At 45.7% G+C, this 19,540-nt stretch carries 17 protein-coding genes; 9 read left to right on the plus strand and 8 right to left on the minus strand.

What is annotated here, in order from left to right; translation table 11 throughout:
- Nucleotides 1-52 precede the first annotated feature (52 nt).
- The 7 genes from AC3FZD_RS00725 (at nucleotide 53) to mtnA (ending at nucleotide 9,713) form a co-directional block, all read left to right on the plus strand.
- A complete protein-coding gene (locus AC3FZD_RS00725) occupies nucleotides 53-1,555 on the plus strand; it encodes an adenylate/guanylate cyclase domain-containing protein (RefSeq protein WP_488738288.1) in 1,503 nt (500 codons plus the stop codon).
- The gene (locus AC3FZD_RS00730; protein WP_488738289.1) at nucleotides 1,552-2,415 is read left to right on the plus strand and encodes a DMT family transporter; all 864 of its coding nucleotides are present in this window, start codon (nucleotides 1,552-1,554) and stop codon (nucleotides 2,413-2,415) included. Before AC3FZD_RS00725 ends, AC3FZD_RS00730 begins: the two co-directional genes overlap by 4 nt.
- 44 nt (nucleotides 2,416-2,459) lie before the next feature.
- On the plus strand, nucleotides 2,460-4,598 hold the full coding sequence (gene glyS, locus AC3FZD_RS00735; RefSeq protein ID WP_488740420.1) for a glycine--tRNA ligase subunit beta: 2,139 nt from the start codon (nucleotides 2,460-2,462) through the stop codon (nucleotides 4,596-4,598).
- Nucleotides 4,599-4,639: 41 nt separating this feature from the next.
- Nucleotides 4,640-6,076: a carotenoid oxygenase family protein gene (locus tag AC3FZD_RS00740; RefSeq protein ID WP_488738290.1), complete on the plus strand. Its 1,437-nt coding sequence runs from the start codon at nucleotides 4,640-4,642 to the stop codon at nucleotides 6,074-6,076.
- Between the two features lie 78 nt (nucleotides 6,077-6,154).
- The gene (locus AC3FZD_RS00745; protein ID WP_488738291.1) at nucleotides 6,155-7,828 is read left to right on the plus strand and encodes an alpha/beta hydrolase; all 1,674 of its coding nucleotides are present in this window, start codon (nucleotides 6,155-6,157) and stop codon (nucleotides 7,826-7,828) included.
- A gap of 98 nt (nucleotides 7,829-7,926) precedes the next feature.
- Nucleotides 7,927-8,535, plus strand: coding sequence for a 30S ribosomal protein S4 (rpsD, locus tag AC3FZD_RS00750; RefSeq protein WP_488738292.1), 609 nt, complete (start codon nucleotides 7,927-7,929; stop codon nucleotides 8,533-8,535).
- Nucleotides 8,536-8,657: 122 nt separating this feature from the next.
- Nucleotides 8,658-9,713 carry an S-methyl-5-thioribose-1-phosphate isomerase gene (mtnA, locus tag AC3FZD_RS00755; RefSeq protein WP_488738293.1) on the plus strand — a complete coding sequence of 352 codons (1,056 nt, stop codon included), beginning with the start codon at nucleotides 8,658-8,660 and terminating at the stop codon, nucleotides 9,711-9,713.
- A 58-nt stretch (nucleotides 9,714-9,771) separates the two neighbouring features.
- Here mtnA and AC3FZD_RS00760 read toward each other — a convergent pair whose 3' ends face one another.
- Nucleotides 9,772-10,968, minus strand: a complete 1,197-nt coding sequence (locus tag AC3FZD_RS00760) for a pentapeptide repeat-containing protein (RefSeq protein ID WP_488738294.1) — start codon at nucleotides 10,966-10,968, stop codon at nucleotides 9,772-9,774.
- 269 nt (nucleotides 10,969-11,237) lie between these two features.
- On the opposite strand from AC3FZD_RS00760, the gene AC3FZD_RS00765 reads away from it, so the two are divergent.
- Complete coding sequence (locus AC3FZD_RS00765; protein WP_488738295.1) at nucleotides 11,238-12,272, plus strand: YdcF family protein; 1,035 nt, start codon at nucleotides 11,238-11,240, stop codon at nucleotides 12,270-12,272.
- A gap of 79 nt (nucleotides 12,273-12,351) precedes the next feature.
- Here AC3FZD_RS00765 and AC3FZD_RS00770 read toward each other — a convergent pair whose 3' ends face one another.
- The 6 genes from AC3FZD_RS00770 to AC3FZD_RS00795 form a co-directional block, all read right to left on the minus strand.
- Nucleotides 12,352-13,110, minus strand: coding sequence for a class I SAM-dependent methyltransferase (locus AC3FZD_RS00770; protein ID WP_488738296.1), 759 nt, complete (start codon nucleotides 13,108-13,110; stop codon nucleotides 12,352-12,354).
- Between the two features lie 87 nt (nucleotides 13,111-13,197).
- Nucleotides 13,198-14,397 carry a cyclophane-forming radical SAM/SPASM peptide maturase GrrM/OscB gene (gene grrM, locus AC3FZD_RS00775; RefSeq protein ID WP_488738297.1) on the minus strand — a complete coding sequence of 400 codons (1,200 nt, stop codon included), beginning with the start codon at nucleotides 14,395-14,397 and terminating at the stop codon, nucleotides 13,198-13,200.
- Nucleotides 14,398-14,452: 55 nt separating this feature from the next.
- Nucleotides 14,453-14,815, minus strand: a complete 363-nt coding sequence (grrA, locus tag AC3FZD_RS00780; RefSeq protein WP_488738298.1) for a GrrA/OscA1 family cyclophane-containing rSAM-modified RiPP — start codon at nucleotides 14,813-14,815, stop codon at nucleotides 14,453-14,455.
- Nucleotides 14,816-14,863: 48 nt separating this feature from the next.
- Nucleotides 14,864-15,607: a DUF554 domain-containing protein gene (locus tag AC3FZD_RS00785; protein WP_488738299.1), complete on the minus strand. Its 744-nt coding sequence runs from the start codon at nucleotides 15,605-15,607 to the stop codon at nucleotides 14,864-14,866.
- Between the two features lie 47 nt (nucleotides 15,608-15,654).
- The gene (locus AC3FZD_RS00790; protein WP_488738300.1) at nucleotides 15,655-17,280 is read right to left on the minus strand and encodes a trypsin-like peptidase domain-containing protein; all 1,626 of its coding nucleotides are present in this window, start codon (nucleotides 17,278-17,280) and stop codon (nucleotides 15,655-15,657) included.
- A gap of 75 nt (nucleotides 17,281-17,355) precedes the next feature.
- A complete protein-coding gene (locus AC3FZD_RS00795; protein WP_488738301.1) occupies nucleotides 17,356-18,099 on the minus strand; it encodes a hypothetical protein in 744 nt (247 codons plus the stop codon).
- 228 nt (nucleotides 18,100-18,327) lie between these two features.
- Between AC3FZD_RS00795 and AC3FZD_RS00800 the strand changes: the two genes are divergently transcribed.
- Nucleotides 18,328-18,498 carry a hypothetical protein gene (locus AC3FZD_RS00800; protein WP_488738302.1) on the plus strand — a complete coding sequence of 57 codons (171 nt, stop codon included), beginning with the start codon at nucleotides 18,328-18,330 and terminating at the stop codon, nucleotides 18,496-18,498.
- Here the strand turns inward: AC3FZD_RS00800 and AC3FZD_RS00805 are convergent.
- The gene (locus AC3FZD_RS00805; protein WP_488738303.1) at nucleotides 18,486-19,481 is read right to left on the minus strand and encodes a carbohydrate kinase family protein; all 996 of its coding nucleotides are present in this window, start codon (nucleotides 19,479-19,481) and stop codon (nucleotides 18,486-18,488) included. The genes AC3FZD_RS00800 and AC3FZD_RS00805 overlap by 13 nt on opposite strands.
- Between the last annotated feature and the right edge of the window lie 59 nt (nucleotides 19,482-19,540).

Raw genomic sequence — 19,540 nt, forward strand, 5'->3', positions numbered from 1 at the left:
GGGGTCTTGGCTATTGCCTTTATACCCCCATTTTGATTTGGGATTTCAGATAATGCCAGACAATATTAGTTTACCCTCTTTTCAGGATATTTTAGTCGTTGACGATAATCCGAATAATATCCGATTTTTATCTCGGATTCTCACCGAACAAGGGTATCGCGTCCGCAAAGCTATTAATGGAGAATTAGCCCTCAATGCCATCCATTTTTCACCCCCGGATTTAATTTTGCTGGACATTATGATGCCTGATATGGATGGTTATGAACTCTGTCAAAGAATTAAATCTAATCCAACCTATCGATCTATACCCATTATTTTTGTCAGTGCCTTAAGCGGAGATTTAGATAAAAATAAAGCCTTTAAAGTCGGTGGTAATGATTATATCACCAAACCCATTCAAGTTCAAGAAGTTCTCTCTAAAATCAACATTCAACTCAGTCTGCTCAATCTGCAAAATATGCTTACCCAAGAAGCAAAAGCTCGGCAACAAGCTGAATATAATTATCGCAGTATTTTTGAACATGCCATTGATGGTATGTTTCAAACCACTGCGGAAGGTCAATTTATCAAAGCGAACTTAGCCCTAGCTCAACTTTATGGCTATGATTCCCCAGAAGAACTAATGGCTACCATTACCAATATTAATGAAAATTTTTATGTTCGTCCTCAGCGTCGTGATGAATTCTTAGCCTACATGGAACTTTATGATTTTGTTGAAGAATTTGAATCAGAAATCTATTGTAAAAATGGTGATATTATTTGGATCTCTGAAAGCGTGCGTCAGGTAAAAAATGATAAGGAAGAGTTGCTTTATTTTGAAGGAACAGTACGAAATGTCACTGAAAAAAGACAAATCGAAGATGAACTTCGTAAACAAAGAAGAATCTCTGAAGAACTGCTGTTAAATATCTTACCTCAATATATTGCTGAAAAACTCAAGAAAAATCGTCATACTATTGCCGATTATTTACCTGAAGTAACGGTTTTATTTGCTGATTTAGTCGGATTCACAGAGCTTTCAGCCAAAATCAATCCTACGGAGCTAGTGACTTTATTAAATGAGATCTTTTCAGAATTCGATCAACTCACCAACGATTATAGACTGGAAAAAATAAAGACCATTGGTGATGCTTATATGGTCGTAGGAGGTTTACCCGTCTACCAAAATATACAAGATCGAAAATCAGTTGAACGGGTTGCCAAACTCGCGTTAGACATGCAGAAAGTCATCAAAAAATTCAATCGTCCCCGCATCTTAGAAAAATTACTCGAAACCGATGACGATCAACCGTTTGAACTACGGATTGGCATTAATACGGGGCCGGTGGTTGCCGGTGTCATTGGAGTCAGTAAACTGCAACTGGATTTATGGGGAGATACGGTAAATATTGCTTCTCGGATGGAATCCCAAGGCTTTCCGGGAAAAATTCAAGTCACTGAAGCCACCTATGAGCAATTAAAAAACAAGTTTATTTTAGAAAAAAGAGGAATATTTAATGTTCGAGGTCGAGGAAAAATGACGACCTATTGGTTACTGGGTGAGAGCGACTTATGAAGAGTCAATCTTCTTGGGTGGGATGGAGTTGTGCGCTTTTGTGTATCTTGCTGTGGGGTTCCGCTTTTCCGGGAGTTCGCTATGCAGTAAAAACCATTGCTCCCCTAAACTTAGTGGCATTTAGATTTTTGATTGCTTCTTTAGTTTTGGCCCTCTTTGCTTTAATTTCCAGCAAAATTCGCTTCCCCCATACCGCAGATTTACCACGATTATTACTCCAAGGATGTTTAGGGGTTTCCCTCTATCATTTCCTCCTATCTTGGGGGCAGACTGTCGTTCCCGCAGGAACAGCCAGCATTTTAAATGCCTCTAGTCCTTGTATGGCGGCAATTTTAGCGACTGTTATCCTCAAAGAATCCTTACCCCTTCAAGGGTGGTTAGGTATGGCTTTGGGGTTAGGGGGGATGGTGTTGATTGTGCTGGGAAAAGGAGAAGGTTTGAGTTTTGCTGCTTCTTCTGGACTAATTTTAATTGCGGCTTTTTCCCAAAGCGTCTATTTTGTCCTTCAGCGGCCGTTTTTTAAGCGTTATTCTCCGTTAGAATTAGCCAGTTATACCGTCTGGTTAGGAACATTGCCGATTCTCTTCTTTGTCCGATTCCCGGATACGGTGGAAGTGGGTTTAGTGGTGGCTTATTTGGGGATTTTTCCGGGGGCACTTGCGTATATCGCTTGGACGTATACCTTAGCTCACTTGCCCACGGCCCAAGCTTCGAGTTTCCTCTATTTAGTGCCCATTATCGCTACCCTCATGGGTTGGCTGGTGTTGGAGGAACCCTTAACCCTGAAAGTGGCGATCGCCGGTGCTATGATTTTGGTGGGTGTATTTTGGGTCAATCAGAGCCAGAGCAAGGTACACTGAAACTTTGGATAGCCATCATTATCGCTCTCGAAACATCCGGCAATATGTCTACATTCCTCTTAGAAGTGGGTACAGAAGAACTCCCTGCTGATTTTATCACCAGTGCTATCGACCAGTGGCGATCGCTCATCACCCAAAATTTAGCAGACGAACTCCTCACCCCCAAGAGTATCGAAGTCTATGGTACTCCCCGTCGTCTCTCTGCACTCATTGATGGATTGCCTCTGCAACAACCTGACCGAGAAGAAGAAGTCAAAGGCCCCCCCGCAAAAGCAGCATTTAAAGATGGCAAACCCACACAAGCAGCAGAAGGATTTGCTAAAAAACAAGGGGTAAATATAGAAGATTTCGAGATTCGACCCACGGAAAAGGGCGATTTTGTCTTTGTTCGCCAACAAATTCCCGGACGCTTGCTTTCTGAACTTTTCGCAGCATGGGTTCCCCAATGGATTTCTGGGTTAGAGGGAAAACGATTTATGCGGTGGGGAGATGGTCAGTTGCGCTTTCCTCGTCCCATTCGTTGGTTAGTAGCCCTATTGGATGAGCAGGTACTGCCGATTGTACTCGAAAATGGCTCAACCCAAATTGTCGGCGATCGCCTCTCCTACGGTCATCGCGTCCTCCATCCCCAACCAGTCAGCCTTAATCAAGCATCCGACTATCTACTAGCCATGGAGTCAATTTTTATTCAAGTTGACCCCCAAAAACGCGAAGAAACGATCAAAACTCAAGTACAAGCCTGTGCGGAAAAATTAGGGGGATATGCACCCATTTCTCCCGATTTACTGGCAGAAGTAACCAACCTAGTCGAATACCCAACCGCAGTCATTGGCAAGTTTGATGATGACTTTCTTCAACTGCCTACAGAAGTTAGCACCATGGTGATGGAGTCCCACCAACGCTATTTTCCCGTATTTAAATCCCAAGACTCAGTAGAATTATTGCCCTATTTTATTACCATTTCTAATGGTGACCCCGCCAAATCCGATCGGATTGCCCAGGGAAATGGGCGGGTGATTCGCGCTAGACTCGCTGATGGTCGGTTTTTCTATCAAGCCGATTTAGCTAAACCCCTAGAGAGTTATCTGGATAAGTTAGAAACGGTTACTTTTCAGGAAAAATTAGGCTCTATTCGTGATAAAGTCGAACGCATTCGGACTTGTGTTAAGGTTTTGGCCGAGCAACTCCAGTTAAGCAGTGAAAATAGGCAATTATGCGATCGCACCGCCCTATTATGTAAAGCCGATTTAGTCACCCAAATGGTGTACGAATTCCCAGAGTTGCAGGGAGTGATGGGAGAAAAATACGCCCTTTGCAGTGGAGAACCGGAAGCCGTCGCTACGGGGATTATAGAGCATTATCTACCCAAAGGAGCTGGGGATAGTTTACCCCAAACCCTAGTCGGTCAAATCGTGGGCATGGGCGATCGCCTAGATACACTGATCAGTATCTTTAGTTTAGCCATGATTCCCACCGGTTCCTCCGATCCCTTTGCCCTCAGACGCGCTGCCAATGCCATCATTAGTATTACCTGGGATGCCAACTTACCCCTAGATCTCCATCAACTCTTGGTTGATAGTGTAACCTCCTGCTGGCCCAATAGGGATCTTCCCGATTTAGTCCCCACCCTAGAAGACTTTTTCCTGCAACGCATCCGTACCCAACTCCAGGAAGACAAAGCCATTGATTACGATCTTGTCAATGCGGTTTTAGGGGAAGATGACCCAGAATACGCCAGTCGCTCCTTAGCTGATCTGCTAGACTTGCACAAACGCGCCCTATTTTTGCAAGAAATCCGCACATCTGGCCAGTTAGACGACATTTTCGCCACCGTCAACCGTTCCACAAGGTTAGCGGCTAAGGGCAGTTTGGATAAGCAACAACTCGATCCGGTGGGAGTGGTAAACCCAGAATTGTTTGAACAAGCTTCAGAACAAGCCTTTTACGATGCTATGGTAAAAATTGTTCCCCAAACCCAACGCTGTCAAGAAACCCGCAACTATCAAGATTTGGTCACTGCTTTAGCGGAAATTGCGCCGACGGTGAGTCGGTTCTTCGATGGCGAAGATAGCGTACTGGTGATGGCTGAAGATGCAAAAATACAAAATAACCGGTTGAATTTACTGGGAATTCTCCGCAATCATGCGCGGGTACTGGCGGATTTTGGGGCGATCGTCAATTAAAGAACCCCAGTTATAGTTGTTATTGTTACGGTTAATCCCCTATGTCTTCCCCAACTCAATCTGATCCAGCTTGGAGTCAAGCCCTTGCTCAACCAGCTACCGAATTTCCCCCAACTGACCTAGAAATTCTCGAAGGAGCAATACCCGAAGGTTTACGAGGCACACTGTATCGAAATGGCCCTGGAAGACTAGAACGAGGTGGCGTGCGTGTCGGTCATTGGTTTGATGGGGATGGGGCAATTCTGGCGGTTCATTTTACGGAGGAGGGAGCAACCGGGGTTTATCGCTATGTGCAAACCCAAGGCTATTGTGCAGAAGCTGAGGCGGATCGATTTTTGTATCCTAATTATGGCATGACAGCTCCTGGCCCCCTGTGGAAGCGATGGGGACAGTCCCCGAAACATTCGGCGAATACGTCGGTTTTGGCTTTACCGGATAAGCTGTTAGCTTTGTGGGAAGGCGATCGCCCCTATCGGTTAGACTTAGAAACATTAGAGACTCAAGGAAAAGATGACCTATCCCAGTTACAGTCAGGAATGGCCTATTCTGCTCACCCGAAAGTGGATGCTCAGACGGGAGAAATTTTTAACTTTGGTATAATGCCGGGAGCCAAGCCGAAGTTAGGTTTATATAAAAGCGATCGCACCGGTAAAATCATTCAAATGGGCCAACATCTCCTCAAGAGGATGTCCATTGTCCATGATTTTGTGCTTGCGGGCCCCTATTTGGTCTTTTTTATTCCCCCCATTGAGTTAAATTTATTGCCGATTTTACTCGGTACAAGCAGCTTTGCTGATGCTCTACAATGGAAACCCGACAAAGGGACGCAAATTCTCATCTTCGATCGCCAAACCCTCTCCCTAATCCAGCAACAAGAAGCCCCTCCCTGGTTCCAGTGGCACTTTAGCAATGGGTTTATGGATGAACAGGGGAACCTGGTGATTGATTTTGCCCGCTATCAGGACTTCCAAACCCATGAATTTCTCCGAGAAGTCCCCAGTGGCAAAACTCACACCGAAGCGTTGAGTCAATTGTGGCGATTGCATCTGAACCCCAAAACTGGCGCACTCATTGACCATTATCCCCTCATCGAGCAGCATAGCGAATTTCCCATCGTCTCCCCCCTAGAAGTCGGAAAACCCGCCCGCTATACCTATCTCTCTATGCACCGTCCAGGAACCCCATTAGGTACAGATTTGCTCAATGTCATTGCCCGTTGGGACAATTCAACCCAAACCTTAGAGATTGGCGATCCAGGTATCGGATCGTACTCAACAGAACCCCTCTATGTGCCCGATCCAGAAACCGGCGATCGCGGTTGGGTGCTAACAGTGGTTTACCATTCCTCTAGCCATAGCAGCGAAGTCTGGATTTATGATGCTCATCACCTCAGTGATTCCCCCCTTTGTCGCTTAGGATTACCCAGTGTGATTCCTATGGGATTTCATGGCACATTTGCCCAAAAAACCGATTGCTAAAGTTGGGCGCGGCGATCGCCAGTTCCACCCTGCAAAGAGCTATTTATCCTATTATGAGAAGGTGTTGAGGAATTAGCTATGAAGATCAAATCACTCTTAATCAAAAGTATTTATAGATTCTGTTTATTCAGTTTAACCCTATTCCCCTGGTCAACCCAACCAGCTAAAAGTGCAGAAAACATTTATTTTACCTATGGCCCTTTAGAGTTTACCCTATCAGTTGATGCCCTAGATACATTTGCAAAAACCGGAGAAATTACCCCCGATTTTCAATTTTATGCCCAATTTCTAGAACCCGAAGATCGCAAAGAGTTACAAGGGTTACTGCAACAGAAGTTTGGTTTCAATGCGGTTGCAGTTTCTCAGATGACCTATACTGCCATAGGAGAAGAGGTTTTAAAACGCTTAGGATATTTGGTACAAACTCAAAAGCGTCAAAATGGGTTTTATGCCCTCAGATCTGCCTTGATTTTAGCCGCAGACGATCCAGAAGGATTAACCTTGGTCAATATTATGCGTTATTTTCCGAGTGAAGGCATACGGATTAATACCGGTATAATTTTTGAATTAAAGAAACTGATAGTGATGTTTTTTCAGTATCGAGAGGCAGTGGTCAAAACCATTACCGAACAAGCGACTTTAGAGGCGATCGCCAATCCAATTCCCGATACCCTACCCGATATCTTGCAATCTGGCCCTTTGAGGGTTCGCGAGCAGACTTTAACTCTCAAAACACGGGAATTGATAAATTCAGAGATCGATCTTTACTTGCCAGAAAATCAAGGCCAACCGGCTCCTTTAATTGTCATTTCTCATGGGTTTGGATCGACTCGGAGCAATTTTGTTGACTTAGCTCAATATCTAGCTTCCTATGGGTTTGCGGTCGCTATTCCTGAACATATTGGCTCTAATTTAGGCTATCGTCAAGCTCTTTTAGAAGGATGGTTGAATCAAGAGATTTATCCCCAGGAATTCATCAAGCGGCCCTATGATATTAAACGATTGTTAGATGAATTAGAACAACGACAAGCTGAAGAAGTCAATTGGGCCCAGGGAATTAATGTACAAAATGTGGGTATTTTAGGCCACTCTTTGGGAGCAACGACAGCCTTATCCTTAGCTGGAGCAGAGTTAAATCGAGAACGCCTGCGCCAAAAATGTACCCTGGACAACCCGATATTAAATGTATCGATACTCTTGCAATGTCGCGCCAATGATTTAGAGCCGGACGAAGAAAAGTTACATGATCCTCGCGTTCAAGCGGCGATCGCTGTTTATCCTCTCAGTAGTGTTATTTTTGGCCCAGAAAAAATAAGTAACATTGATGTCCCCACATTTCTCATGGCTAGTAGTCACGATATCATTACCCCCATTGTGACCGAACAAGTTTATCCCTTTTTCTGGCTACAACATCCAGACAAATATTTAGCCTTGATGATTCCAGGAACTCATTTTTCTGTCAGCGCTCCCACGGAAAATAATAATCCCTTTACCCCAGAATCTGCACAAGAAACGCCGAGAGATAATACCGTGGGAATTAATGCCATGAAAAGTCTAAGTCTAGCCTTCTTTAAAGTCTATTTATCTGATGATGACTCCTATTTACCCTATCTGAGCGCTAGTTATGCCCAAACCCTCAGCGCAGAGAACCTACAACTGAATCTCATTCGCTCTTTAGAGGTTGAACAATTAGAACAAACCTATGGAAAAGAGTTACCCATTCCCGTCTTTGAAGTAATGAGGAATGAGTAGGTTTATTTATGCACCCCACAACCCTAAGTATTGACAGAGAAGAGTTAGAGAAGTATAATAGAAAGTCTGTGTAAAAAATAAAAATAGAGGAAATTTCGATGTCACGATACCGAGGCCCGCGCTTACGGGTAACCCGGCGCTTGGGGGACTTACCTGGTTTGACTCGTAAATCTCCTCGACGGGCATACCCCCCTGGTCAACATGGTCAGGCTCGGAAGAAGAAGTCAGAGTATGCTATCCGTCTAGAGGAGAAACAAAAGCTGCGCTTTAACTATGGTTTGAGTGAAAAGCAGCTTCTACGCTACGTGAAAAAAGCCCGCCGGATTACTGGTTCTACCGGACAAGTGCTGCTGCAATTGCTGGAAATGCGCTTAGATAATACGGTATTTCGCTTGGGTATGGCTCCCACCATCCCCGCAGCTCGCCAGTTGGTAAACCATGGCCATGTAACCGTGAATGGTCGTACGGTAACCGTTGCCAGTTATCAGTGTAGACAGGGAGAAGAAATTGGGGTCAGAAACCGCGATTGCTCCCGCAAACTGGTAGAAGCGAACCTGCAATATCCCGGTTTATCCAATATTCCCAGCCACTTGGAATTTGACAAAGCCAAAATGACCGCCAAAGTCAATGGCATCATTCAACGGGAATGGGTGGCTCTACAAGTCAATGAACTACTGGTGGTGGAATACTACTCTCGTTTGGTATAAGCGAACCCACAATCAGCATAATCATGATTCTAAGGGCGGAGGCATCTTCGCCCTTTTTAATTAAAAATTAAAAATAATTAAATCGCGTTATTATAAATGGGTCAATTGTGAAGAAAATTCCCATGGTTCCTAATCATAACCCGGTTTATCCTGTGCGCTGGGATAAAGAAAATCAGTGCGTGATTCTGATCGATCAAACTCGCTTACCGGGAGAATATACAACCATTGCTATTCAAAATTCTACTGAGATGGCACAGGCAATCAAAACGATGATTGTCCGGGGAGCGCCCGCTATCGGGGTTTCTGCGGCCTATGGCATGGCCTTGGGAGCTAGAGAAATTGAAACCGGAAATTTTACGGAGTTTCTGGCACAGATTGAATCAATCGCTGACATGCTGCGACAAACTCGACCCACAGCAGTCAATTTGTTTTGGGCTATTGAACGGATGCTAGAAACAGCAAGAGATCCATCTATTTCTGTGGGTCAGATTCAGGGTAAATTATTACAAACTGCTCAAGAAATTCAAGCAGAAGATCTACAAACTTGTCAGGCGATCGGAAAATATGGGGCTAAGGTACTACCGGAAACACCGGAGCGTCTAAACCTGCTCACTCACTGCAACGCTGGTGCTTTAGCCACTGCCGGATATGGCACGGCTTTGGGGGTAGTCCGGAGTGCTTGGGAACAGGGAAGGTTAAACCGGGTTTATGCGGATGAAACCCGTCCCCGGTTACAAGGGGCCAAACTGACGGCTTGGGAATGCGTGCAAGAAGGTATTCCGGTTACGGTAATTACGGATAATATGGCGGCCCATTGTATGCAACAAGGGATGATTCATGCGGTAGTAGTAGGGGCAGATCGGATTAGCGCTAATGGGGATGCAGCGAATAAAATTGGAACCTATAGTGTTGCCCTAGCGGCTAAAGCCCATAATATTCCCTTTTATGTGGCAGCTCCTTTGTCTACGGTAGATTTTAAATTAGCCCATGGGGGCGAAATTCCCATTGAAGAACGCGATAGTGCAGAAGTCGCTCAAGTGGGAGAAACGCGCATTACTCCGGAAGGGGTGGAGTATTATAACCCGGCTTTTGATGTTACCCCGGCGGAGTTGATCGCGGCTATTATTACGGAAAAAGGGGCAGTGACTCCCCAGGAGTTGATTACCCTGAAGGGATAGGGAAGTAGGAGGAGGGAAAAACAGACTCAATCTAGCTTTAAGGTATTTTCCCTCTGCCTTACTCCGTTTCTTCTTCCTCAAAAATAGCGCCTCTTGGCAACAGATCATCATGCAGAGAGGGGGTTAATCCTGGATTATCCTTAAATCGGGTTTGCACCACTTTGGCTCCATCGAGAATAACGCCGGTAATATCGGAAAGGATGATACCCGCACCGCTTAAGTCAGCTCCAGTAAAGTTCGCGCCTTTTAACTGGGTATCGCTGAGGTTAGCATTGCTGAGGTTAGCTTCAGTGAAGTCTGCACCCGTTAAGTTCGCTCCACTGAGGTTAGCCAGGGCTAAACTGGCGCGGTGGAAGTTTGCTCCTTCTAAATTAGCATCGCTCAGATAAGCGCCACTTAAGTCTGCACCGCCAAAGTGAGCTTGTTGCAGGTTCGCCCCACTGAAATCTACATCACAGAGTTCTGCTCCGCGCAGATAGACGCGCTGAAGGTTAGCTTCGCTTAAGTCTAAGCCATTTAAGTTGGTTCCTAAGAGCTTGGCTCCAGCTAAGTCTTGAGAGAGGTTTAAGCCCGCAATTTGGGCCAGTTCTTGGAAGTTGTCCGTGTTGGCGGTGGTAATTTGGGTAATCAGCTCTAAGGCTGGAGTTTGATTGAACTGGGGTTGATAAGGCGGTTGTATCTGGGCTTCTCCTTGAGAGTGCCAAAGGGTGCGACTGATGTAGGGTTGTAGTGATGATTCTAGCAGCATTAGGGCTAATTTTTGCTCGGCGATCGCCACTTGATTCGGCGTGACTTGATGGGGCCATAATCCTTCTGTCCCCGTAATTTGCACATCAGTCGCCTTCAGGGAAAATGTCGCTTCTAGCGCTCCCTGACTAGAACTCGCTTGAATGCACCCCCACTTGCATCCCTTCATAGAGCCGGTCAATACCTGCCCTGGTTTGAGCGGCGTTAAACTCCAGACCGGGTTTTCTGGGGTTCCAGAGGCGATCGCCTGCGCTCCCATACTGCTCAAATCCGGCTCCTGGCTCCCTTCTGAACACCAAAACCCTCCTTTCAACCTCAGCCCCAATTCGCCCCCCTTTAAGCTAAATTGCAGCCGGCCATTCCCTACCGGTTCCCACCGATGACCGCAGGTTATACTCAAATACAAATCATACTGTTGACCATCCCCCGTAGACTCAGAAAGGGGCACAACAGACCACTCTAGAGATAAAACTTCTGGATATCGATTCTCAGTCAGGGGTTGGGACATAAAGCTTGCTCTCACTCATTCAACCTGTTATTCTCTCACGCTTTGCGGCCCAATAACGGGGTTAAGCCACTCAGTCTTTTTAGTCTAGGAGTCCTTTTCATCAATTTCTCTGTGTCCTCTGTGTCTTTGTGATTGCTTTCCTCCCAAAAGATAGGAAGATTGTCAAGGAAAAAGGAAAATAGAACAACTCCTTGTCCGGACAGCAGCCAATAGGACATAGTGATAGAACACCAATTCATTATGAGTCATCAACCCAGACTGGCCGCAGTATGATCTTTTCTCTACTCACTCGGCTTTTGCTCTGGCTGCTGATTGCAGTCATTGCTTACGCGATTCTCCTGCAATGGATTCCGAAGAAATATTATACCTGGTTGGGGGGAATTCTAATTTTCACCCTGATTATCTTGACCTTTTTCGATCCGGGTACGGTGGTGGTGGCTGAAGTTTGGCGGTTGTTGGTTTTTCCCCTCACCCCAGTTGGACTTTCCATTACTCTGATTTTATCGGGGATGTTGCACTTTAAAGGCAAGGAAATAGTTAAACCGGGAAAAGTTTTGATCTGGGCAGGGTTTGCTATTTTGGTCTTTTTTAGTCTGCCGGTGGTTGCCTATACATTGGCTCATCAGGCGGAAGCGGAAGCAAATAGAATTACTCAACAACGGTATAGTAACTGTCAAGCGGTTTGTCCGGTGTCCTCGCTCGAACAAGCACGAATTATTGTTTTATTAGGTCAAGATACAACGGAAGCAGCGACGACTGAAAATCATCGTTATGTGCAATTGAGCGATCGCGGTAATCTCATTTTTCATACCCTGGAAATATTTTGGGCCTCCGTTTCCCAAAATCAAGACCCCCAAATCATGGTCACGGGTAGGTCTAGGGTACAAAGTCTCACTCGCACCGAACCCCCTAACGAAGCCCAAGATATTGTTAATGTTCTCCAGCGTTTTGGAGTCCATAATTCTAACCTCCAACCCATTTCTCAAGGGGATAATATGTATCGTGCTGCCCTACAGGTGAAAAAAATTCTTGAAGTTCAAGGGTTAGAAAAAACTCCGATTATTCTGGTAACCTCAGCCTTACAGATGCCTCGCGCTGAATTAACTTTTTCTCTATTGAAGATAGAAGTGATTCCTAGCCCGACCGATTTTATTACGATTCAGGATCAAGGTGTTAGGAAAAATATCACGTTAGAAGATATTATTCCCAGTGCAGACGCTCTGGTTTTAAGTACCAAAGTGACCAATGAATATTTAGCCACCATTTACTACTTTTTGCGCGGATGGCTCTCACCGTTTCAGTAGGGAGTGGGGGATGGGGGGATGGGGGGCTTAAAAGTAGATGATTTTAAGAATCTCACCCATCCTGCTCATCCAATCATTGTTAATTTTTAATTGTCAATTGTCCAATATAAAAAACGTAGCCAAAATATTGACTGTAATCACGATAGAGATCGATTTCTTGCTGTTCGTTCTCTAAAACTTGTAAGGCTTCCGAGTCATTTTGATACTCAATTTTTAGCTGATTAATTTTGTTTTCTAGGGGCGTGTAATAGTCCGTCCACCAGGCAGTTTCGGGTAAGGTAAAGGTATTAACCAGGGTATAACCAGCCGTTTCCATGGCGGCCCGATTTTCCTCTAGAGTTCTCATGGGGGGGTAACCTTCTTGCCAAAATTGCTGCACGGGTGCGGGAGGATTGGGTTTTAACCAACTGATTTCGCTGACTGCGATGTATCCTCCGGGTTTGAGGAGCGATCGCCACTTGTTTAATCCGCGATCGAACCCCATAATATAAATTGCCCCTTCTGACCAAATCAGATCGAAAGACTGCGCTGCAAACGGCAAGTCGGCCATATCTGCACAGACAACTTTTAGGCGCTCTGCCCATCCCTGAGCCTCAAATCTTTGTTTCAGCTCATCGAGATAGGGTTGATAGAAATCGACCGCAGTAATATTTCCATTGCTTAGGGTCATTAAATCAACAGTCTGCTGTCCCGGGCCGCAGCCAACATCTAGAATTTGGGGAGAGTCGGGTAAACCCTTCACATGAGAAAAGGCCTGTTTCGTAGCTTCAAAATTACCAGGGCCTTGTCTGGGAAGGTCACTGTGAACTTGCCAAAATACGGGATGAAAATCAGACATGGGTTAATCCTAATATCAATTAAAAATTAAAAATGGGTTTGGGTTAGGGGCCAGTTGGCTCTATGGGCGGCCAATACAGGATGAAAATCAGACATGAGTCAATCCTAAAGTCTCTTCTAAACGTTCAACGACTAAATCGGTCATCATTTGCTCATAATATTGACAGGCCATGGTTTGTGAGGAGCGAAAGGTTCCATTTTCCCAATATTTGTTACTGGCAGAACCACCGCCACAAATGCCATAATATTGACAAGTTTGTTGGCAAAGTTCGACCCCAGCCGTGATATCGCCATAGATACGCTGAAACTTTTCGCTCTGACAGACCGATTCTAAACTATCCGTGAGGACATTACCGAGGATAAAATCCCCGTATTCTGCGGTGTTAATGGCTAACAATTCTGGGTCAAAGGTGGAAAAATTGCCCTGATGATCGACATTGAGAATCACAAAGGGAGTGGTTAAGCCACTTCTGGGAATGCGATCGCCATTATAAATCAAACTACAAATCCGCTCAAATTCCCGCAGTTTGAATGCTCCACCGCTTTGAGTCGTCAAATCCCAAAATCTTTGAATAAATGCCTTGTAGCGCTTTCTAGCCTCCGCATTGGCGAGAGATGAGGACTGGTTTACCCCCTCTAATTCCTCGATATTAAAGCCCACATCTGTGAGACCATGATCCATGAAAAAGGCAAACATTTCATCGGCATAGTCGAGGGAATCTTCGGTAATTACAGTGATAATATTAAACGGCACATCCTGTTCTTGCAGGTGGCGAATTCCGCGCATGGTGCTGTGATGGGTTCCCAGTCCCGTGCGAGTTTTCCGATGGGCATCATGGATAAAATCGGGGCCATCAATGCTCACGCCCACTTGCAGGTTATAACGCTTAAATAGGTCACACCAAGCGGGAGTAATTAGGGTAGCATTGGTTTGTACCGATTGCCCAATTTCGCATCCGGTTTTATTCAAGGTTTTATCCAGTTCTTCAATCTGAGCAAGGGCAGTTTCATAGAAGGAAATCGGCACAGCAAGGGGTTCTCCGGCGTGCCAACAAACTGTAAAGCAAACGCCCACAAACGGACTCTCGAAGATGCGGCGAAACACCGGTTCAATCAGATCGAGGGAAAACTGATTTTTGAGATGGCGATCGGGTAAATAACAATAATCGCAATCGAGGTTACAAAACGAGGTCGTTTGCAGAATGACTAAATCTAAGGGGCCAAAGTTCGATAAATTAAACATAGAGATAAAAGGCAGCAGCAAAAATAATACGAGTAGTGCGAGCATCCGGCTCGCTAGAGTTCAAAAGCAAGCCGGATACTCACCTTCCACCAATCGCAGATTACCAATTGCGGAAGTTAACAAAACCGCCCCCATCGCGCCATCCGTTACGCCATCCCCCCCCATTACGGAAACTGCCCCCATTGAGCCATCCGCCACTGTTTCTAAAGTTTCCACCATTGCGGAATACATTGCGAAATTGGGCAATATCTTTGCTATTTTCAGTTTCCGCAGATTGGGGATTTAAATCTAGCTGTTGCTGGCGATTTTGTAAAGTTTCCGTTAAGCGATTTAACCGTTGTTCAAGATTAGAAGATTGACTTGAAAAATCAGATACACTTCCCGTTGCCTGAACTGGGGAAGAACTTAAGGTGGATAAGGCTAATAAAAAACCGACTAATCCCGTACTGGTGGTAATTTTCATCAATAACTCCTTCCTATAAGAGGCTTTCAAAGCATAGCATTATCTAGATTAGGGGGTAAACCAAGAAGCAATGGCATAAATCAATGGTGCTAACACCAGTGCAGGCAAAAATGACGCAATCCGCAGTTTGCCGATATTGAGCAAATTCAAGCCTAAGCCTAACATGATAATTCCCCCCACTCCAGTCACCAAGAAAATTCGCGGGTCGTTGGCCGGGTCGGGTAAAATTTGAGTCAGGCTACCTGCAAGTAAAGAAATACCCCCTTGAACCACAATAATAGTGAGAATGGAAAACCCCACGCCAATACCATAACTGCCAGTGAGCGCAATAGACACTAAGCCATCCATAATTGCTTTCAGAGTAATCAAACGGTCATCACCCGTTAGTCCATTATTGAGGGAACCCACCAAGGTTAAAGGCCCCACACAAAAGAGTAAACTAGCGGTAACAAACCCTTCCGTAAACTGTCCCCCTCCCCGGAACCAGAGCTTGAGTTGAGAACCAATGGCATTGAGTCGCTCTTCGAGTTGCCACCATTCCCCCAACAACCCACCCAAGGTTAAACTAAGTACCGCTAACACCACCCCATCCGTGTTTCCGGCTTGTGCTTGAGTTAGATTACTCGCCATGCTCATCCCCAGATATAGAGTAATCAATCCCATCCCTTGAGTAATGGTGTTTTGAATGCGCTGGGGGAGTTGATTTTTCAGCAGCAACCCTAACCCGGTTCCTACTAATACGGTTGCTACATTAATCCAGGTTCCACTGGTTTTTACCCAAAAATCAAACATCAGATCAATTAAAAATTAAAAATTAAAAATTAGTTTTTTGCCCTTGATTAATTTGGCTGGCGTTGCCAAATTAAAATCTGATTATCTAATCCTCCAGAAATGAGCCTGCGATCGTTAGCACTCAAACCGATAGAAATGACATAATCTGAATGTTTTTTGACCGTGGATTGTAACTGACCGGTTTGAAAATTCCAAAAGCGAATGGTTTTATCCCAACTGCCACTAATCAAGGTTTGATTATCTTTTTCTAGTGCTAAAGACCAAACGCCATCGGTGTGACCTTTGAGCGTTCGTTGTAATTTCCCTGTGGCTAAATTCCAGATGTTTATTTCTCCTTCTCCCCCTGCACTGGCTAGGGTTTGACTATCGGCACTGAGGGCTAGATCGAGAACGGATAAACGATGACCTTTGAGAATATTGATTAATTTAAAACTGGTTAATTCCCAAACTCGAATGGTAGTATCTTGGGAGCCACTGATCAACCATTTGCCATCAGCAGAAATGGCTAAGGAGCTAATTAAACCCTGATGACCGGGAAGGGTTTCTAGTGTTTCATAGGTGTTGAGATTCCAAATGAGAATTTGTTGATCCCATCCTCCAGAGACGAGGGTTTGACTGTCGGGAGTTATGGCTAAAGCAGAGACGGCATCTCGATGACCGGTGAGGTTTTTTTGGAGTTCTCCAGAGGGCAAATTCCAGATCTTGATGGTGCGGTCTTCGCTGCCACTAATGAGGGTTTTACCATCGGCAGTGATGACTAAAGTATTGATCGCTTTCTGATGATCAGTGAGAGTTTTGATCGCTTCTCCAGTGGCTAAATTCCAGAGAAGGATCGCCCCATCACTATGACCCGTGATCAGTATAGTATCTCCTGTGGCCACTGCGCCTAAAAATCCTCCTTTCCGTTGCAGAGTTTGGCTTAACTGATACCCTCCCGCAGTAACCGTTTCTAGTGCCGGAGCGGGGGTTTCACTTAGCACTGCTCTGGAATCTGCTGCCGTTGGCGTGGGTTTTTGGGCGCTTTCCCACCAGGTTAAAATTTTATCGATTTTAATCCCGGCGGCAACTATCCGATCCGTATCTTCGACTAACTGAACTAAGCGATTAATACCGATGACTTCCCCCCGTTGATTTAAGACGGGGCCGCCACTCATGCCCACACGCACCACATTAGTATAATTTAAGGGCAGTTGCCGTTGATCGACTCCCTGAAGGAGTTGAATAAATTCCCCTTCCGTGTTCACAAAAATTCGTTGCGGAACCGATCCCCCAGACTGGGGCCAACCCGCTACATAGGCTAAGTTTCCCACTTCCACGGCTTGCGGGTCGCCGAAATCGGCGGTGCGATAGGTTTTTGGACTGTGAAAGGCCAGCACAGCAATATCTTCTCCTGGCATCCGCAACCGATGGGAAGGACTGACGCGATAGCGATCGCCATCCGGGGTGATCAGGGTATAGTCTCCAGGTTGATCGACCACATGGGCATTGGTGATCGCATAGTAAACTTGGTTTTCTGTAGCAAAAATAACTCCACTGCCCCCCTGGGGGCCTTCGATCCGCAGGGTGATTTCTGAAGCAATGCGGTCAATGACTGGGTTGGCAACACTGGGAAGGCTAAGGGTTAGGGTAGGGGTGAGACTCAGAAGAGCAACGGCGAGAAAGCGAGTATACATTATCAATTCAATTAAAAATTAAAAATTAAAAATTAAAAATTAAAACCTAAAGCTTAAAACTTTTCAGGTCGGGGATTACGGACGATCGCTCACAGTCTTGATAAATTCTTTACCATTTTCTTCTAAGACCACAATCGGACTACCACTAGAGGCAATTTCAATCCGTTTTACCCGTATTCTACCGTTGGATAGGGATTCTCCCGCCACCACATAGCGAGAAGTGGGTTCATCCGGAGCTTTGACAATCGCCCGCATCCCATCCGGGAGTTCCGCCACTCCAGTCACTTTTACGGCTTCCGCTCCCGATGGTTGCACTGGGCTAGGGGTAGGTACAGGCTGCACTTGAGCCACTTCAATCGTTTGGGGTAGCTCTTGTATCGGCGTGGGCTGTAATCTGGGCAATTGGGGCACAGGGGCTGGAACTGGAGGAGGTGGAGGGATAACGGGCAAGGGTTTCACTGGGGGGGGAACTGGATTAGGCTTGACGGTCACTTCTGGGGGGGGAGTCGATGGAGCTTGGGTGACCTTAATCTCGCCCGGAGTGATAATCGGGTTAGTTTCTAGGGGGCTGAAGGGGTCGCGCTGACTGGCTTTAAGCTGGGCTAACCGTTCCTCAGCCGAGGTTGAAGGAGTTAATTGGGGAATTTGGGCTAAGATTTTGCTCTCGTCTTTTTTGGGGATAGCCTGGGGAGAAGGGGAGGGACTGACCGCCACTTCTGAGTTAATGACAGCACCCTCTTGGGATGTGTTGGGTGCATTACAACCTACTGTCCAGAACAAAGAAATACTGATGTAGCTTATCCACAGGCAGCGATTCATAACTAGAACTCCCAATCTTGCTATGCATTCAGAATACAGCCTCTTGGCTGAATTGCAATGGGGAAGAGGGGTGATTACCCGATCCATTATAAGTTTTGTAACGATTTCCGGGATTTTGCATAAAATCGTCGTCTTTTTTTCGAGATTCCTATAGAGACCCTAATTTCATGCTCTGAAATCCCATCCCAGTGAGGATGGGATTTTTTGAACTCGCGAGGAGATAATCTCATGTTTTTGCCGATCGCCATTTTTGCCATTATTGTTGTTCTCTGGACACAAGAGACCTTAATCGAGAAACCACAGAAGAAGAAAACCCCAGAGGACAAGCTAGGGGAGGCGATCGCCGAATATCTCAAATCCGGGATTAAAATTCGGCTTGACCAGTCTCAAGACAAATAGGACAGAGTAATTCCCTGTTCTTGCAGAAAGGTGTCCACCTGTGCAGCCGTCGGCCCAGCAGCCATAGCTCCCGATTCTAGGGTGGTTAATGCACCCACGGCTGCGGCATAGGTAACAATTTCCTTAACCTTCTGAGGATCTTCTAGGCTAGAAATGCGGTAGCGATTGAGTTGATGAACTAAACCCGCCACAAATCCATCCCCGGCTCCTGTCGTATCTTTTACTGCTACAGAAAAAGCCGGTAAAGTCCCTTCACCTTGCCCGATGGCATACTGGATGGGTCGATCCCCCGCAGTCACCACTACTCCTTCTAAATCCGGAAACCGGTCTCGAATCGCCAGAGGATCGATGGTTTGCAATAAAAACTGGGCTTCTTGATCGTCAAGTTTGACAAAATCGACTTGGGCTAATAAATCATAGATTAAGGGTTTGGCCAGCTCAGGATCGGGCCAAAAATCTGGTCGCCAATTGACATCGACGACCAGTTTCAGGTGATATTGATTCGCAATTTCTAAAGCTTTATGGATAGCGTCCTGGGTTTGGGGATAAGCTAACTCTAGGGTTCCCAAAACTAAATATTCTGCTTCTCTGAATAAGTCGATGGGTAGTAAACTCCCGTCAAGATAGGCATCCGCAAAGTCAGTGGTTGGCAGATCGGCGAAGCCTGCAAAGTAGCGATCGCCACTGTAGGAATGAACCACATAAACCTGTCGGGTGGGAGCGCTGGGATGTCGTTGAATGCCTTGGATATCCACCTGCTGTTCTTGGAGAAATCTCACCAGGCGATCTCCCAACTCATCCGATCCGACACTGCCAATAAAAGCTGATGGAGTCCCCAACTTGGCTAATCTACAGGCCACATTAGCAGGAGCGCCGCCTGGATAGGGAGTCCAAGACTTAACTTGATCGTAGGGAAGTCCAGCTTGGTCAGCCAGACAATCGAATAAAAGTTCACCTAAGCACAGAACCTGAGCTGTATTCATAGAAAATTTTGCCGTAAGCCTAGAACCCTCAGTGTACTACTATTCCCGGTCGTTATCAT

Source organism: Roseofilum sp. KMC-1, from assembly GCF_057802075.1.

What these genes read in the sequence shown, in the direction of transcription:
- AC3FZD_RS00725 (WP_488738288.1), top strand. Translation starts at nt 53, where the DNA reads ATGCCAGACAATATTAGTTTACCCTCTTTTCAGGATATTTTAGTCGTT.
- AC3FZD_RS00730 (WP_488738289.1), top strand. Translation starts at nt 1,552, where the DNA reads ATGAAGAGTCAATCTTCTTGGGTGGGATGGAGTTGTGCGCTTTTGTGT.
- glyS (WP_488740420.1), top strand. Translation starts at nt 2,460, where the DNA reads ATGTCTACATTCCTCTTAGAAGTGGGTACAGAAGAACTCCCTGCTGAT.
- AC3FZD_RS00740 (WP_488738290.1), top strand. Translation starts at nt 4,640, where the DNA reads ATGTCTTCCCCAACTCAATCTGATCCAGCTTGGAGTCAAGCCCTTGCT.
- AC3FZD_RS00745 (WP_488738291.1), top strand. Translation starts at nt 6,155, where the DNA reads ATGAAGATCAAATCACTCTTAATCAAAAGTATTTATAGATTCTGTTTA.
- rpsD (WP_488738292.1), top strand. Translation starts at nt 7,927, where the DNA reads ATGTCACGATACCGAGGCCCGCGCTTACGGGTAACCCGGCGCTTGGGG.
- mtnA (WP_488738293.1), top strand. Translation starts at nt 8,658, where the DNA reads ATGGTTCCTAATCATAACCCGGTTTATCCTGTGCGCTGGGATAAAGAA.
- AC3FZD_RS00760 (WP_488738294.1), bottom strand. Translation starts at nt 10,968, where the DNA reads ATGTCCCAACCCCTGACTGAGAATCGATATCCAGAAGTTTTATCTCTA.
- AC3FZD_RS00765 (WP_488738295.1), top strand. Translation starts at nt 11,238, where the DNA reads ATGATCTTTTCTCTACTCACTCGGCTTTTGCTCTGGCTGCTGATTGCA.
- AC3FZD_RS00770 (WP_488738296.1), bottom strand. Translation starts at nt 13,110, where the DNA reads ATGTCTGATTTTCATCCCGTATTTTGGCAAGTTCACAGTGACCTTCCC.
- grrM (WP_488738297.1), bottom strand. Translation starts at nt 14,397, where the DNA reads ATGCTCGCACTACTCGTATTATTTTTGCTGCTGCCTTTTATCTCTATG.
- grrA (WP_488738298.1), bottom strand. Translation starts at nt 14,815, where the DNA reads ATGAAAATTACCACCAGTACGGGATTAGTCGGTTTTTTATTAGCCTTA.
- AC3FZD_RS00785 (WP_488738299.1), bottom strand. Translation starts at nt 15,607, where the DNA reads ATGTTTGATTTTTGGGTAAAAACCAGTGGAACCTGGATTAATGTAGCA.
- AC3FZD_RS00790 (WP_488738300.1), bottom strand. Translation starts at nt 17,280, where the DNA reads ATGTATACTCGCTTTCTCGCCGTTGCTCTTCTGAGTCTCACCCCTACC.
- AC3FZD_RS00795 (WP_488738301.1), bottom strand. Translation starts at nt 18,099, where the DNA reads ATGAATCGCTGCCTGTGGATAAGCTACATCAGTATTTCTTTGTTCTGG.
- AC3FZD_RS00800 (WP_488738302.1), top strand. Translation starts at nt 18,328, where the DNA reads ATGTTTTTGCCGATCGCCATTTTTGCCATTATTGTTGTTCTCTGGACA.
- AC3FZD_RS00805 (WP_488738303.1), bottom strand. Translation starts at nt 19,481, where the DNA reads ATGAATACAGCTCAGGTTCTGTGCTTAGGTGAACTTTTATTCGATTGT.